This is a genomic window from Klebsiella sp. CSG-1, assembly GCF_056521145.1.
Window position 1 is genome coordinate 124725 of record NZ_JBWNLD010000001.1, and the last position, 13921, is coordinate 138645.

General features: G+C 55.0%; 14 protein-coding genes. 4 read left to right on the top strand and 10 right to left on the bottom strand.

The genetic code is table 11. The features are described from left to right. Together artQ and artM are read left to right on the top strand one after the other, a co-directional pair. Window positions 1-717 (top strand): arginine ABC transporter permease ArtQ, encoded by a 717-nt coding sequence (gene artQ / locus AC007G_RS00660; protein ID WP_032688654.1) that lies wholly within the window; start codon window positions 1-3, stop codon window positions 715-717. After that, complete coding sequence (artM, locus tag AC007G_RS00665) at window positions 717-1385, top strand: arginine ABC transporter permease ArtM (protein WP_032688655.1); 669 nt, start codon at window positions 717-719, stop codon at window positions 1383-1385. The genes artQ and artM overlap by 1 nt, the downstream gene beginning before the upstream one ends. A 39-nt stretch (window positions 1386-1424) precedes the next feature. Here the strand turns inward: artM and AC007G_RS00670 are convergent, their stop codons facing one another. Genes AC007G_RS00670 through AC007G_RS00685 form a run of 4 tightly spaced genes read right to left on the bottom strand, consistent with a single transcriptional unit; the run spans window position 1425 to window position 6037 of the window. Further along, window positions 1425-2921, bottom strand: a complete 1497-nt coding sequence (locus AC007G_RS00670) for a GntP family permease (RefSeq protein ID WP_077272470.1) — start codon at window positions 2919-2921, stop codon at window positions 1425-1427. A gap of 48 nt (window positions 2922-2969) precedes the next feature. Then, a complete protein-coding gene (gene pdxA / locus AC007G_RS00675) occupies window positions 2970-3965 on the bottom strand; it encodes a 4-hydroxythreonine-4-phosphate dehydrogenase PdxA (protein WP_046852859.1) in 996 nt (331 codons plus the stop codon). An 18-nt stretch (window positions 3966-3983) separates the two neighbouring features. Continuing rightward, on the bottom strand, window positions 3984-5288 hold the full coding sequence (locus AC007G_RS00680; protein ID WP_185935642.1) for a four-carbon acid sugar kinase family protein: 1305 nt from the start codon (window positions 5286-5288) through the stop codon (window positions 3984-3986). Window positions 5289-5317: 29 nt separating this feature from the next. Next, window positions 5318-6037, bottom strand: a complete 720-nt coding sequence (locus tag AC007G_RS00685; RefSeq protein WP_142630875.1) for a DeoR/GlpR family DNA-binding transcription regulator — start codon at window positions 6035-6037, stop codon at window positions 5318-5320. Window positions 6038-6208: 171 nt separating this feature from the next. Here AC007G_RS00685 and AC007G_RS00690 point away from each other — a divergent pair, with 171 nt between their 5' ends. Together AC007G_RS00690 and artJ are read left to right on the top strand one after the other, a co-directional pair. Further along, a complete protein-coding gene (locus AC007G_RS00690; protein WP_032688660.1) occupies window positions 6209-7210 on the top strand; it encodes a KpsF/GutQ family sugar-phosphate isomerase in 1002 nt (333 codons plus the stop codon). A gap of 103 nt (window positions 7211-7313) precedes the next feature. After that, complete coding sequence (artJ, locus tag AC007G_RS00695) at window positions 7314-8045, top strand: arginine ABC transporter substrate-binding protein ArtJ (RefSeq protein WP_032688661.1); 732 nt, start codon at window positions 7314-7316, stop codon at window positions 8043-8045. A gap of 79 nt (window positions 8046-8124) precedes the next feature. Here artJ and AC007G_RS00700 read toward each other — a convergent pair whose 3' ends face one another. From AC007G_RS00700 to potH, 6 genes are all read right to left on the bottom strand, one after another. Further along, a complete protein-coding gene (locus tag AC007G_RS00700; protein WP_032700461.1) occupies window positions 8125-9603 on the bottom strand; it encodes a sensor histidine kinase in 1479 nt (492 codons plus the stop codon). After that, window positions 9600-10316: a response regulator transcription factor gene (locus tag AC007G_RS00705; protein ID WP_032688664.1), complete on the bottom strand. Its 717-nt coding sequence runs from the start codon at window positions 10314-10316 to the stop codon at window positions 9600-9602. The genes AC007G_RS00700 and AC007G_RS00705 overlap by 4 nt, the downstream gene beginning before the upstream one ends. A gap of 78 nt (window positions 10317-10394) precedes the next feature. Further along, the gene (gene rlmC / locus AC007G_RS00710; protein ID WP_032700462.1) at window positions 10395-11525 is read right to left on the bottom strand and encodes a 23S rRNA (uracil(747)-C(5))-methyltransferase RlmC; all 1131 of its coding nucleotides are present in this window, start codon (window positions 11523-11525) and stop codon (window positions 10395-10397) included. A gap of 42 nt (window positions 11526-11567) precedes the next feature. Next, entirely contained in the window at window positions 11568-12041 is a 474-nt protein-coding gene (locus AC007G_RS00715; RefSeq protein WP_032688666.1) for a YbjO family protein, read from the bottom strand. Between the two features lie 75 nt (window positions 12042-12116). After that, window positions 12117-12962, bottom strand: a complete 846-nt coding sequence (gene potI / locus AC007G_RS00720; RefSeq protein WP_004859959.1) for a putrescine ABC transporter permease PotI — start codon at window positions 12960-12962, stop codon at window positions 12117-12119. Continuing rightward, entirely contained in the window at window positions 12959-13912 is a 954-nt protein-coding gene (gene potH / locus AC007G_RS00725; protein ID WP_032688667.1) for a putrescine ABC transporter permease PotH, read from the bottom strand. The genes potI and potH overlap by 4 nt, the downstream gene beginning before the upstream one ends. Window positions 13913-13921: the final 9 nt, after the last annotated feature.

Below are 13921 nucleotides of genomic sequence, written 5' to 3' on the forward strand. Positions count from 1 at the left end.
ATGAATGAAATTTTTCCATTAGCAAGTGCCGCCGGGATGACCGTCGGCCTTGCCGTTTGCGCGCTCATCATCGGCCTTGTGCTGGCGATGCTGTTTGCCGTGCTGGAGTCAGTGAAATGGCGCCCGCTGGCATGGCTCGCAACCGGCGTGGTCACGGTTCTGCGTGGACTACCGGAGATTCTGGTGGTCCTGTTTATCTATTTCGGCTCCTCACAGCTGCTGCTTACGCTCTCCGACGGTTTTACGATCAATCTTGGCTTTGTGCAGATTCCGGTACAGATGCAGATTGAAAACTTCGACGTCAGTCCGTTCCTGTGCGGCGCCATCGCGTTGTCCCTGCTTTACGCCGCTTACGCCTCGCAAACTCTGCGCGGAGCGCTTAAGGCGGTACCTCAGGGACAGTGGGAGTCCGGCCAGGCGCTGGGGCTATCGAAAGGGGCGATCTTCTTCCGTCTGGTGATGCCGCAGATGTGGCGTCATGCGTTGCCGGGCCTCGGCAACCAGTGGCTGGTTCTGCTGAAAGATACCGCGCTGGTCAGTTTAATCAGCGTCAACGATCTGATGCTGCAAACCAAAAGCATCGCCACGCGCACCCAGGAGCCGTTTAACTGGTACATCATCGCGGCGGCGATCTATCTGGTCATCACCCTGCTCAGTCAGTACATCCTCAAACGTATTGACCAGCGTGCGACGCGCTTCGAACGGAGACCAGGCTGATGCTCGATTATTTACCCGAACTGCTGAAAGGGCTGCATACCAGCCTGACGCTGACGGCGGCTTCGATCGTCGTGGCGCTGATTCTGGCGCTGGTTTTCACCATCGTCCTGACGCTGAAAACGCCGGTACTGGTGTGGATTGTTCGCGCTTACATCACCTTATTTACCGGTACGCCGCTGCTGGTGCAGATCTTCCTGATTTACTATGGTCCAGGTCAGTTCCCCTCTTTGCAGAACTACCCGGTGCTGTGGCATCTGATTTCTGAACCCTGGCTGTGCGCCATGATAGCCCTGTCCCTCAACAGCGCAGCCTACACCACCCAGCTGTTTTATGGTGCGATCCGCGCCATCCCTGACGGCCAGTGGCAATCCTGCAGCGCGCTGGGCATGAGCAAGAAAGACACGCTGGCGATTCTGCTGCCGTACGCCTTTAAACGCGCCCTCTCTTCTTATTCCAACGAGGTGGTGCTGGTGTTCAAAAGTACCTCTCTGGCTTACACCATTACGCTGATGGAAGTCATGGGGCACGGCCAGCTGCTGTACGGACGTACCTACGACGTGATGGTGTTTGGCGCGGCCGGTATTGTCTATCTCATCGTCAACGGTCTTCTGACGCTGCTGATGCGGTTAGTGGAGCGTAAAGCGCTGGCGTTTGAACGACGGAACTAACCCCAAAAGGGATCCCGTTGGGATCCCTTTTTTTATTCCTTAAAAGAACAGCGCGTTAATCAGCAGTAAGGTGACCGACCCGGTCGCCCAGAGGATAGTTGAAGTGATACTCCACACCTTGATCTGTTCCTGAACTTCAGTCACGCCAAGCGAGCGGTTGACGACCCAAAAATAGGCGTCGTTAAAGTAGGAAAACATGAAGGAGCCAACCGTACAGCCCAGGCCAGCAATAACAGGATCCACGCCTAACGTCCCGATCATCGGGGCGGTAATACTTGCAGCGGTAATCATCGCCACCGTACCAGACCCCTGAATTAAGCGCACCAGCGTCGAAATGGTCAGCGGCAGCAAGACGCCCGGCACGCCTGTCTGGATAATGTAATCGGCGATCATATTACCGGCACCAGAATCACGCAGCACCATCCCCAGCGCCCCTCCCCCGCCGATAACCAGAAAAATGATCCCCGCCGAACGAATCGCATTTTCCATGTTTTGGGTCACTTCTTTACGCTCGTAACGGCTGCCCAGCCCAATAATGGCGATCAGTAGCCCGGTACCCACCGCCGTCACCGGATGACCGATTGCGATGACCATCTGCACTAACGACTGCTGCCACGCATGACTCTCGGGCTCAATATAGCCGAACTCCTTGAAGAAGGTGGCCAGCAGAATAAGCACAATCGGCACCATCAGCGGAGCAAACGAAATCACTTTGCCCGGCAGAGATTCCTCCTGCTGCACACTTTCCTTTGCGGAAACGGGGCGTTCACGGGTAAACCCACTGCCGTCTTCCGTCGGGATCAGGAAAATAGCGTTGCCAAGTCGTCGGGTATACAGGAATCCGGCTATCGCTACCGGTACCGCCACGACCATACTCCAGAGCATAAAGCGGCCAATAGGCATATTGAACTGTGATACCACGCCAAACGGACCAACGGCAGGCGGGATCATGCTATGACTGATCACCAGTCCGGCCGCAAGCGTTGCTCCTAACCCTACCACCGATTTCCCCGTTGAACGGGAGATCGCCTTAACCAACGGTACCAGAACGATAAATGCCGAATCACAGAATACGGCCATTGAGACGATTAGACCGATCATCACCAGCGCCAGCTCCTCGCGCCCCTTGCCCAGCAGGTTGATAAACGAAATCGCCATGCGCTTTGAGGCCCCGCTCATCTGCAACAGCGATCCCATCATCACGCCAAAGCCAATCACGATACCGATATTCCCTAGCGTCCCACCAAAGCCCCGGGTAACAGAAGCGATCATCATTTCGCTTTTCATCCCGCCTAACGAACCGGTAATCACCGCGGCAATGATCAAGGCGGGAAATGCCGGAATGCGCGTTTTAAGGATCATAAAGAGCAGTGCCGCTATTGCGACCAGCAGCCCACCAATCACGCGGAAACTGTCGAGCTCCTCCCCGCTGGTACTTCCAGGATTAAAAATGATTAACCCAATGCCAAGAACTAATACCCCCTTCAATGCCGGACTCATTCCCGCCGCGGCGGCTTCCACTGGTTTATCAGACATACTCACCTCGGATTATTGAGCGGCGGGCGTCACGCCCGCCGCAGGTTATTATTTTTTGTAATAGGGCGCGTAGAGTGCAGCCAGCCTGACCGCTTCAATCAGGCTAACCGGATCGGCAATCCCCTTACCCGCAATATCATTTGCCGTACCGTGATCAACGGAGGTTCGCAGGACAGGCATGCCGCTGGTGATAGAAATGGTGCGGTGGAAGTCCACCATTTTGGTGGCGATATGCCCCTGGTCATGGTACGGCGACAGTACGGCATCCCATGCCCCCAGCAGAGCAAAATGGAACACGCTGTCGGCCGGTTTTGGCCCCTCAATCGCGATACCTTGTTCGCGCGCAAGCTCAATACCCGGCAACAGGACTTCATCATCCTCATGGCCAAACAGACCGTGTTCGCCGCCGTGGGGATTAATCGCAGCCACCACTAGTTTGGGCTGCGGCACGCCAAGCTGCTGCAGCGCGCGGGTACAGCGCACCGCGTAATCGCACACTTTCTCCGGCGTCAGGCTGCGGATCGCCTCCACCAGAGAGAGATGACGCGTCAGGAAGAAAACCCGCAGCGTGCGCACCTGAAACAAAGTCAGCGGATCGCGGGTATCCGTGAGATGAGCAAATATCTCGGTGTGGCCAATAAAATCAACGCCTCCGGCCCGCAGTGACTCTTTATTAATCGGGGTCGTCGCCACCGCGTCAACGTCGCCGCGTAGCGTCATCTTTACCGCTTTCTCAATACAGTCATAGGCCGCCCTGCCGCACTGCCCCTGAATCTCACCCGGTTGGAACACATCAATATTAAGATCCCCGCACTCAATGAGATTCATTAATCCCGGCCGATCGAGATACTCATTCACACCAGTAATGACGTTAATAGCTAACGACACGCCGGAAAACTTCAGCGCCTGTTCAAGAATATGTTTATTTCCGACAACGACCATTCTGGCATATTGTTGCGCGTGCTCAGAGGCCAGGGTTTTTACGGTAATCTCCGGGCCGATGCCAGCAGCATCCCCCATTGGAATAACCACCAACGGTCTCATAATTAACTCCTTTTATATTTACACAGTTTCGGTAATGGCGGTATTGCCCGATACTTTAGTCACTAAATAATCAATACAGTGCACCAGGGTGTTATCATTACCGATAAATCCACCTTTGGTAATTAACGGCAGCCCATCAGCCAATCCCCCGACTAACTTTCCATAGACGGCCAGCGGTTCAACTTCGTCTTTTAATACTACGCCGCTACCTTTTAATCGTCTGGTAATACTGACCATCACATCGCCGCCGCTGCCGTAGAGTCCGCTGATCGGCGATTTTTCTTTCTTCAACACCTGAGCGACGACTTCGGCGATACCACTATTAATCATGCAACTGACCTGATGATTGTCGACTGCGAATTTTTTAGCAAGAGTATCCAGCCTGAAAATATGCTCAGGAGCCTCGACAGAATCAATGCCTATAACATCAAAGGTCCGGGTTTTATCAATTAACCGATCAACGACCTGGGCGGCACTTTCCGGGTTAAGGGAAAAATTGATTAACTCCTCTGCCGACAGCGTCTCAATATAGACTTCGCGCTCGTAGCGTAATTTCTTTATTTGCCGCTGGGTTAAATCAGAAACACTGCCAATGGCCAGAAAAACTTTATTGGTCCGTCTGCGCCCGGATGAAAATTTTAACCATGCCAGCTGCGCGGTGAACAGACCGGGGTCGACGCAAAAACAGGGAATTTTTGCTTTCTGTACCGCCTGCGCTATCTGCTGAATATCATCACCGGTTGTCGCATCAATGATGACAATCCGGACGTTGCCACAATACAACTCCTTCAGTTTTTTAGTCAGCGTGATTTCGCCACGCAGCACATCGCGCAGACAAATATAACTGACATTTTTATTGGTCTGCTGGCGGAACAACTCCACCACCGACGATTCCAGCATTGGGTTTTTAGGATCGTTGCGCATTGCGGTATTCTGTAGCGGAATGCCGTCCACCAGCAGCGATCCTCCCACGCAAATACGCCCGCTGGAGGGATAAACGGGGACGACGATAGCCATCAGATGGGGAAAGCTATCGATGACCGCATCAACTTCAGCGCCTAAATTACCGCGCAGCGTTGAATCAATGCGCTTACTGATCAGCGTCTGCTCCGGGTTAATCCGCGCGACGCATTCCGCTACCCGCCTGTAGGCTTCGGCAGAAGAAACAGAGCGGGAATCTGTAGAAAATGAAACCACGTCAAAGCGCTCCGCCTCTTTCGCGTCGTTATCCAGACAGGTCATGGTCGTAAACCCTTTGGTACTTAACAGCGCGGCGGTCGCATTTGCGCCGGTTAAATCGTCCGCAATTATTGCAATTTTCACAGTGCTTCCCTCTCCGTATCGGGTTGATGTCACCTCATCAGCGAATCGCTATTGACGATGACCTGACTGAATTCCGCCAAATCGGTTATTTTGTAATGGCAGAAGACATTGCGTTTACTCTTATCCACCAGCAGAACTGACTGTGCGGCACGGCTCATTGCCATCCACTTACAGTCCGCTTTACTTTGCGTGGTGGTCATTGCGCCATAATTCTCATCAAAACCATCCGCGCCGATAAAAGCGAGGTCGGTATAATGCTCGCTCAGGTAACGCAGCGTCTCAGTACAATAGGCTGAGCGACTTTCTCTGACTAACTCACCTGGGCAAATAAGCAATTTAATGTTGGGGCGGTCATTCAGAATATAGGCAGTAGAAATATCATTAGTGATCACCGTTAGTGGAATATCTATTAGCCAGGCCAGCTGTTTCACCGTGGTGCCACCGTCCATAAAGACGATCTCTCCAGGACGCAAGAGTTTATAGGCCTGGAGCGCTATCTCCTTTTTCCATGCAATATGGTGTTGCGCTTTATCTTTATATTCTGGACTTTCATTAATGAATCCCTTAATAACTTGACCACCGAATATAACCTTGACCTGCCCGTTCTTCTGGAGTTCCTCAATATCACGGCGAATGGTCATATGTGAAACTGTAAAGTATTCAGCTAACTGGTTAATAGTAGTGGAATGATTAACGTCAAGCATCTCAATAATACGACGCACCCTTTGCGTTTTTGAATAGCGTGTCATGACATTATCTCGCTGAGTGTTAGCTTCACTCGATTTTTAAGCTAACCGTTTTTTAAATATGGAGATGTGAATAAAATCACAAATTCACAGCTCATTCACTCAATCACAGAATAAAAAGAGTACTGTGATCGGACCTACCATAATAACGATAAACGCCTAAAGGAACTCGTTATGAATAATAAAACAAGAAATACATCGGAAATAATTAATCGAGGCCGTAACGTATTGCATGAAGAGGCCAAAGCAATTATTAGCGCAACCTCTAATATTAATGATAATTTTGCACAAGCGATAAATATTATATTAAATGCGCCAGGCAAGGTGGTGCTAAGCGCCATGGGCAAACCCGGCTATATCGCGCATAAAATTTCGGCCACCCTCGCCAGCACCGGCACGCCCTCATTTTATCTGCACCCGGCCGAAGCGTTGCATGGCGATCTGGGAAGAGTCAGCCGCGAAGATGTGGTGATCCTCATCTCCAACAGCGGCGAGACGACAGAAGTCATCAATATGCTCCCCGCGCTCAAGCGAACAGGCGTGCCCATTATTGCGATATGTGGCGCCCCTGATTCCCCGCTGGCAAAATACAGTGACGTTGTTATTTCTTCACAGGTTGAGCATGAATGCTGCCCTCTGGATCTTGCCCCGACAACCAGCACCACGCTGGCGTTGGCCATCGGAGACGCCCTTGCCGTAACCCTGATGCAAGAACGAAACTTCAGCAAAGAGGAGTTTGCCCTCTATCATCCCGGCGGTTCACTCGGCAGGAGGCGGCTATTAACGGTCGGGAAAGCGATGCGCAGCGGCGAAAAAGCCTGCCTGATCGGTCGGGAGTCGACGATTCTGGATGCGCTGTTCATCATGACCCGCTATCTTTCGGGGGCAGCGCTGATTGTTAATGGCCGCAATGAACTGGAAGGCATCATTACCGATGGCGATATCCGCCGCTATATCATGTACAACAACCTCTTCTTACAGACTCCGGTGAGGGAACTGATGAACCCTTTCGCGACCTGCATTGGTCAGCATCAGTTGATTGATGAGGCGATCAGAATCATGGAGCAGCACCAGCCGGCCCCCATTACCGTGCTACCGGTGATTAACGACGACAAACAGGTTGTCGGATTACTCCATTTAACCGATCTCCTGCGCATATTTCCGCCGGAAAAATAAATAAAAATACATTTATATTGAATATAAATTCATTTTTTGGCATGGTTATTCCACGTCAGGAAACGACGAACGACCACAATATTGACAGACGGGAGCAACACGCATGAAGAAGTTACTGTTAGCCGCAATGTTCGCCGCTACCGCATTTAACGCGGCCGCGGCAGAGAAAATCAGCTTCGGCGTTTCGGCAACCTACCCCCCTTTTGAATCCATGGATGCTAACAATCAGATCGTTGGTTTCGATCTGGATCTGGCGAAAGCGCTGTGCAAACAGATGCAGGCTGACTGTACCTTTACCAACCACGCTTTCGATAGCCTGATCCCGGCGCTGAAATTTAAAAAATATGACGCGGTGATTTCCGGGATGGACATTACTCCGGAGCGCAGCAAACAGGTCGCATTTACCGATCCGTACTACGCTAACTCGGCGCTGGTTATCGCTAAAAAAGACGCCTTCCACTCCTTTGCCGATCTGAAAGGCAAACGTATTGGTATGGAAAACGGCACCACCCACCAGAAATACCTGCAGGACAAACATCCGGAAGTTAAAACCGTCGCCTATGACAGCTATCAGAATGCGATTATCGACCTGAAAAATGGCCGTATTGACGGGGTGTTTGGCGATACTGCCGTGGTGAATGAGTGGCTGAAGACCAACCCGCAGCTGGGCGTCGCCACTCCGAAAGTGACCGATCCGCAATACTTCGGCACCGGCCTCGGCATCGCGGTACGTCCGGACAACAAGGCGCTGCTGGAAAAACTCAATACCGCGCTGAAGGCGATTAAAGCGGACGGCACGTATCAGAAAATCAGCCACCAGTGGTTCCCGGAATAATCCCCGGCTGACCCGGGTCGCGGCGAAATGCCTTGCCCGGGCGGTTCCCCGGCCAGCACCGCCTGGCCGGGAGCCATCGCTACGAACGCAACGGCAGGGTAAAGCGGAAGCTGGCTCCTGCCGGCACATCCACCAGCTGAATATCACCGCCGTGCAGCTGCAGCATTCGCCGCACAATCATCAGCCCCAACCCGCCTCGCGATTCCGGGCTCTGACCGGGTTCAAGCACCGAAGGCCGCTCAAACAGTGTCGCCCGCAGCTCACCGCTAACCCCAGGGCCGCTATCGGCTACCTCAACCACCATCTCCGTCCCCTGCTGACGGGCCGTCAGGCTGATACTGCCGCCATCCGGCGTATGGCGAATCGCGTTATCCAGTAAATTGGTCAACACCCGCTCCATCATCGATAAATCCGCCACCACCGGCGGCAATCCCCCGGCCAGGGAGAGCTGTAAGCGGATGTGGCGGGTGGCAATCGCCAGGTCGAACTTCTGCGCCACGTCCTGGACCAGCTCCGCCAGCACAAATTTCTCCGGCTGCAGCTTGATCCCGCCATGTTCCAGGCGCGCCAGCTCAAACAGCTGCTGGGAAAGAGAGCGGACCTTATTCCCCTGGCGCAGCGCAATATTGAGATAGCGCTTGCTCTCTTCCGCACTCAGCCGATCGGCTTTCAGCGTCAGCGTCTCCAGATAACCGAGCAGCGAAGTCAGCGGAGTCCGCAGATCGTGAGAAATATTGGCGATAAATTCACGCCGCTGGCGATCGCTATCGGCCAGTCGATCCCACTGCCCGGCGATCTGCCGGGCCAGGTCGATAAACCGGTTATGCAGGATCGCCACTTCATTGCCGGGATGCGGATCCGGCGCTTGCGCCGCCAGCAGTTTAATCGCTCCCATGCTGTCTTCTCCGGGCACCCCCACCTGTGCAGTCAGCTGGCGTACCGGGCGCGTCACCCAATACCAGGCAAGGCCGCCGGCCAGCAGACCAAACAGGGCCACCAGCAGCAGCGTCCAGATAAGCAAGCTTCCCAACGTCTTCTGCCAGGCGCTGGCCGCCAGCTCATTAAAGGTTTCCCCTTGCAGGATAATATAGAGATAGCCGCGCAGCTGGCCGTCGACATTCAACGGCGCCACGCTGAAGACCTTGCGCTGATCCTCGCTACGCGGATCGTCACCGTACACCGGCCAGGTGCCGCCGGAGAGAAACGTCTGTATCGGCACGATGTCAACGCGCTGGCGTTTGATATGGCCCGGCGGCGCAGCATCGGCCAGCAGCTCGCCGTCAGGTGAGATCAAGTAGAGCTCGACGCTGGGGTTGAAGACCATCAGGCGATCGAAAAGCGGTTTCAGCGCCTCGCGATTGACCTGGCCCCGCGCATCGAGCAGCGGTTCACGGGCAACAATCTGCTGTGCCAGCCCGACCGAAAGACGCTGGACCATAGCATTACCGTATTGCGCGCTGCTATACAGCTGAACCACACACACCGCCGCCGCACAAAGCAGTAGCAGCGAAGTGAAGACCAGCGCCAGGCGCTGGCTCAGGCTTAATCGCCGCATCATTGCTCCGCTCCTTTACGCACAGGCGCGAATTTATAGCCCTTGCCCCAGACCGTCAGAATGATTTCCGGCTCCGCCGGGTCGCGTTCAATTTTACTGCGCAGGCGGTTGATATGGGTATTGACCGTGTGCTCATAGCCCTCGTGCTGGTAGCCCCAGACGCGGTCAAGTAAGGCCAGGCGGGAGAAGACCTCGCCGGGATGGCGGGCAAAGTAGTACAGCAGGTCAAATTCGCGCGGCGTTAAATCCACCGGCTCACCGCGCAGTCTGATTTCACGCGCAAGCGGGTCGATGCTCAGGCCGTGGCAATCGATACGCCCGGAATCCATCAGCAAATTGAGCCCCATCGCCTCCTGGCGACGAAAGAGCGCTTTGACTCGCGCCACCAGTTCGATAACCGAAAACGGTTTGGCCAGGTAGTCGTCCGCCCCCATTTCCAGTCCCAGCACGCGGTGCGTCTCGCTGGAACGGGCGCTGATAATAATCACCGGCAGATAGCGGGTCATCTGGCGAATGCGCCGGCAAATCTCCAGCCCATCGACGTTGGGCAGCATCAGGTCGAGAATCGCCGCATCCCAGCCGCCCTTTTCCAGCTGCACCAGCGCCTGCGCGCCGTCCGCTTCATGCACAATCTGATATCCCTCATCCTGCAGATTTAAACGCAGCAATGCGGCAATATCGTCGTCATCTTCGACCAACAGGATTTTCTTTGCCATGGGTATTGCTCCGCTAATTTCACGCTGTTATTAGCCAAGCTTACCCGATTTACGTCGGCAGAAGAGTTCACATTTTGTTTAAACTTCGCGAACCAGCAGCGTCAGCACTTCGTAGTGGGCGGTGTGGGGGAACATATCAAACAGCTGCACCCGCTCAACCCGATAGCCCGGCAGCCGCGCAATATCTTTCGCCATCGTCTGCGCGTTACAGCTGGAGTAGATAATAAAGGGCGGCGCCATACGACTTAAATAGTCGCACAGCTCGCGGCCGATACCGCGGCGTGGCGGGTTGACCAGCACCAGGTCAGGAATCTCTCCCTCAGCGGTGGCAAACTGCGTCGAGTCCAGCGCCTGAAAATGGAGGTTGGTCAGGCCCAGTTCGGCGGCAGACTGCTTCGCGCTGGCGATCGCCTCCGGCGCAATCTCAATCCCGGTCAGGCGCATTTCCGGCGTGGCGCAGTGCAGGCCAAAGCCCCCCACTCCGCAGAACAGGTCCCACATATGATTGACCGGCAGCTGGCGTACCCAATCGCGGGCGGTCGCATACAGCTGGCTGGCAACGGCAGGATTCGTTTGAAAAAAGCTCTGCGGGCGGATCCACAGCGGTACGTCGTTAAAGTTTTCCGCCAGCGCCGCCTGCTCGCTGAGGAGAATCTCCTCTTCGCCTTCCATAATGGCCATATGCACCGGCTGAATATTGGCGGTAATCACCTTCAGCTGCGGCAGCTGCGCCTGCAGCCACGGCAGCGCGGCGCGCAGCTGCGCAAGTTTTGTCGGGGAACGCAGCACAAAACGCAGCATCATGCCGCCGTCGAGCTGGCTTTCCGTCAGCAGCAGATACTTCAGCTCGCCGCGCCTGCGGGCGACGTGATAGGGCGTTAATCCGGCGCGGGCGATAAACGGTTTCAGCACGGCAAAAACCGGCGCAAAACTGGCCGGATAGAGCGGACATTCGGTCAGGTCTTCCGGACTGCCATCGCGGTGCAACATCCCCAGCAGCGGGCGTTCAACGCTGCCGCTGACCACCATTTTAGCTTTGTTGCGAAAACCGGCTTGCGGGCCGGAAACCGGCGCTAACCATGTCGCCACCGGGCTGTCCGCCAACAGCGTTTCGAGATCGGCCATTTTACTGGCGAGCTGTTGTGTTAACGGCCGTTCCAGCCACTGACAAGAGCGACAGCGACCCGCGTCATAGAGTGGGCAGAGCATAAAAAGACCTTCCAGAAATCAGGGGCGGGGATTGTATCACCGTTATTGCAGTCGGAAAAACCGTCGACACGACGCCGGAACAAACAGCAGCGCCAGCACCAGAAAATCGGGCAGTTTTTGCATCACCAGAGAACGCAGAATTTCACGTTTTGACTCGCCGGCAATACTGAACAGCTCCGGATAGCCATACCCCAGCGAGGCCGCCCAGAGATAAGCGGTGACGATAATTTGCGTCAGGAGAAAGATCCAGCGCGCCAGATTACGCCCTTTCACCAGTGAAAATGCGCACCAGATCTCAATAAAGACCAGCAGCAGACTGGAGAGAAACACCAGCGTCAAGGTCCATGTCTGCACGCTACGCTGAATAAACGCCTCTATCCCACCGATACCCAGCTGATTGAGGATCATCAGCAGATCCACGGCACGAATCAAAATAATGGCGAACGCCGCCACCTGCACCAGTGCAGGGACGTTAAGACGCGCATGCGATGAACGAGTTTTTGTAAACAGTCCCAACGGAAACGTCTTCCATGAAAACGGCGTCGCACCATCGCGACGCCGATACCAGTTTTACCGTAGATTTTAGGGGCTTCAGCTCCGTCTTGCACGCTGGATATCGCGCACCCGCTGCTTTTCTGCGCGCGCCATCAAATACCAGGCGATAAAACCAACAATCCCCACGACGCCGAGGATTAAGGTTGCCAGGGCGTTGATTTCCGGGTTCACCCCCATACGCACGCTGGAGAAGACCAGCATCGGCAAGGTGGTGGCTCCCGGGCCGGAAACAAAGCTGGCGATGACCAGATCGTCCAGTGATAAGGTAAACGCCAGCAGCCAGCCGGAGATCACCGCCGGCATGATCATCGGCAGCGTAATGATGAAAAAGACCTTCAGCGGCGGCGCGCCTAAATCCATCGCCGCCTCCTCAATAGAGTGGTCCAGTTCACGCAGTCGCGACGAGATCACCACCGCCACGTAGGCGGTACAGAAAGTCACGTGCGCCAGCCAGATGGTCAACATGCCGCGATCCGACGGCCAGCCGATGGCGTGCCCGAGCGCGACAAACAGCAGCAGCAGCGATAGCCCGGTAATGACATCCGGCATTACCAGCGGCGCCGTAATCATAAAGGCAAAGCCGTTTGATCCCCGAAAGCGACCAAAGCGCACCATCACCACCGCGGCAATCGTCCCCAGAATCGCCGCCGCCGTCGCCGCACAGGTGGCGATGGTCAGACTCAGCCCGACGGCGCTCATCATCGCATCATCATGGAACAACTCGCTGTACCAGCGTGTCGACCATCCCGCCCATACCGTCACCAGCTTCGAGCTGTTGAATGAGTAAATCACCAGCATTAGCATCGGCGCATATAAAAAGGTAAAGCCGAGCACGAGGATTAAAATTCGCCACGGCGAACGGACTACCGGCAAATCGTTCATCCATGATCCCCCATCTGTTTTTGCTGATGTTTATGGAACCACATAATCGGCACGATCAGCAGGAGCAGCATCACGATGGCCACCGCTGAAGCGACCGGCCAGTCGCGGTTATTAAAGAACTCCTGCCACAGGACCCGCCCGATCATAATGCTGTCCGGACCGCCCAGCAGTTCCGGGATCACGAACTCCCCAACCGCCGGGATGAAAACCAGCATTGAACCGGCGATAATCCCGCCTTTGGTCAACGGGACGATCACCTGGAAGAAGGTTTTCAGCGGCCGGGCGCCCAGATCTAAAGAGGCCTCGACCAGCGAGTAGTCGATACGCGTCAGCGCGGTATAGATCGGCAGCACCATAAACGGCAGATAGGCGTACACAATACCGATATAGACCGCCAGATTGGTATGCAGGATCTCCAGCGGCTGATCGATAACCCCGAGCCAGATCAGGAAGTTATTCAGCACGCCATTGCTTTTCAACAGCCCCATCCACGCATAGACGCGGATCAGGAATGAGGTCCACGATGGCAGGATCACCAGCAGCAGCAGGATATTTCGCGTTGACGGTTTACTGTGCGCCACCGCCCATGCCAGCGGATAGCCCAGCAGCAGGCAGCAGAAGGTTGAGATCCCCGCCACCTGCAGCGACTGCAGATAGGCTTCAAAATAGAGCGGATCGTCGGTCAGCTGCAGGAAGTTGCCGAGATTCAAGGTGAGCGTGAGCTGGCCGTCCGCCCACTCCCACAGATCGGTGTAGGGCGGGATCGCCCGCGCCATCTCCGCGAGGCTGATTTTAAACACGATCAGGAACGGCAGCAGAAACAGCAGGATCAGCCACAGATACGGCAGCGCGATTACCAGCTTGCGGCCATGCGCCATCTGCAACCGGGTGAGCCATTGGGCAAAACCGCCGGTTTTTTTCACCCCGGCCGGTGGTTCTAATGCACTCATCGCCCTCTC

Excerpts from the sequence above, each read along its gene's own strand:
- artQ (WP_032688654.1), top strand. The coding sequence starts at position 1 with ATGAATGAAATTTTTCCATTAGCAAGTGCCGCCGGGATGACCGTCGGC.
- artM (WP_032688655.1), top strand. The coding sequence starts at position 717 with ATGCTCGATTATTTACCCGAACTGCTGAAAGGGCTGCATACCAGCCTG.
- AC007G_RS00670 (WP_077272470.1), bottom strand. The coding sequence starts at position 2,921 with ATGTCTGATAAACCAGTGGAAGCCGCCGCGGCGGGAATGAGTCCGGCA.
- pdxA (WP_046852859.1), bottom strand. The coding sequence starts at position 3,965 with ATGAGACCGTTGGTGGTTATTCCAATGGGGGATGCTGCTGGCATCGGC.
- AC007G_RS00685 (WP_142630875.1), bottom strand. The coding sequence starts at position 6,037 with ATGACACGCTATTCAAAAACGCAAAGGGTGCGTCGTATTATTGAGATG.
- AC007G_RS00690 (WP_032688660.1), top strand. The coding sequence starts at position 6,209 with ATGAATAATAAAACAAGAAATACATCGGAAATAATTAATCGAGGCCGT.
- artJ (WP_032688661.1), top strand. The coding sequence starts at position 7,314 with ATGAAGAAGTTACTGTTAGCCGCAATGTTCGCCGCTACCGCATTTAAC.
- AC007G_RS00700 (WP_032700461.1), bottom strand. The coding sequence starts at position 9,603 with ATGATGCGGCGATTAAGCCTGAGCCAGCGCCTGGCGCTGGTCTTCACT.
- AC007G_RS00705 (WP_032688664.1), bottom strand. The coding sequence starts at position 10,316 with ATGGCAAAGAAAATCCTGTTGGTCGAAGATGACGACGATATTGCCGCA.
- rlmC (WP_032700462.1), bottom strand. The coding sequence starts at position 11,525 with ATGCTCTGCCCACTCTATGACGCGGGTCGCTGTCGCTCTTGTCAGTGG.
- potI (WP_004859959.1), bottom strand. The coding sequence starts at position 12,962 with ATGAACGATTTGCCGGTAGTCCGTTCGCCGTGGCGAATTTTAATCCTC.
- potH (WP_032688667.1), bottom strand. The coding sequence starts at position 13,912 with ATGAGTGCATTAGAACCACCGGCCGGGGTGAAAAAAACCGGCGGTTTT.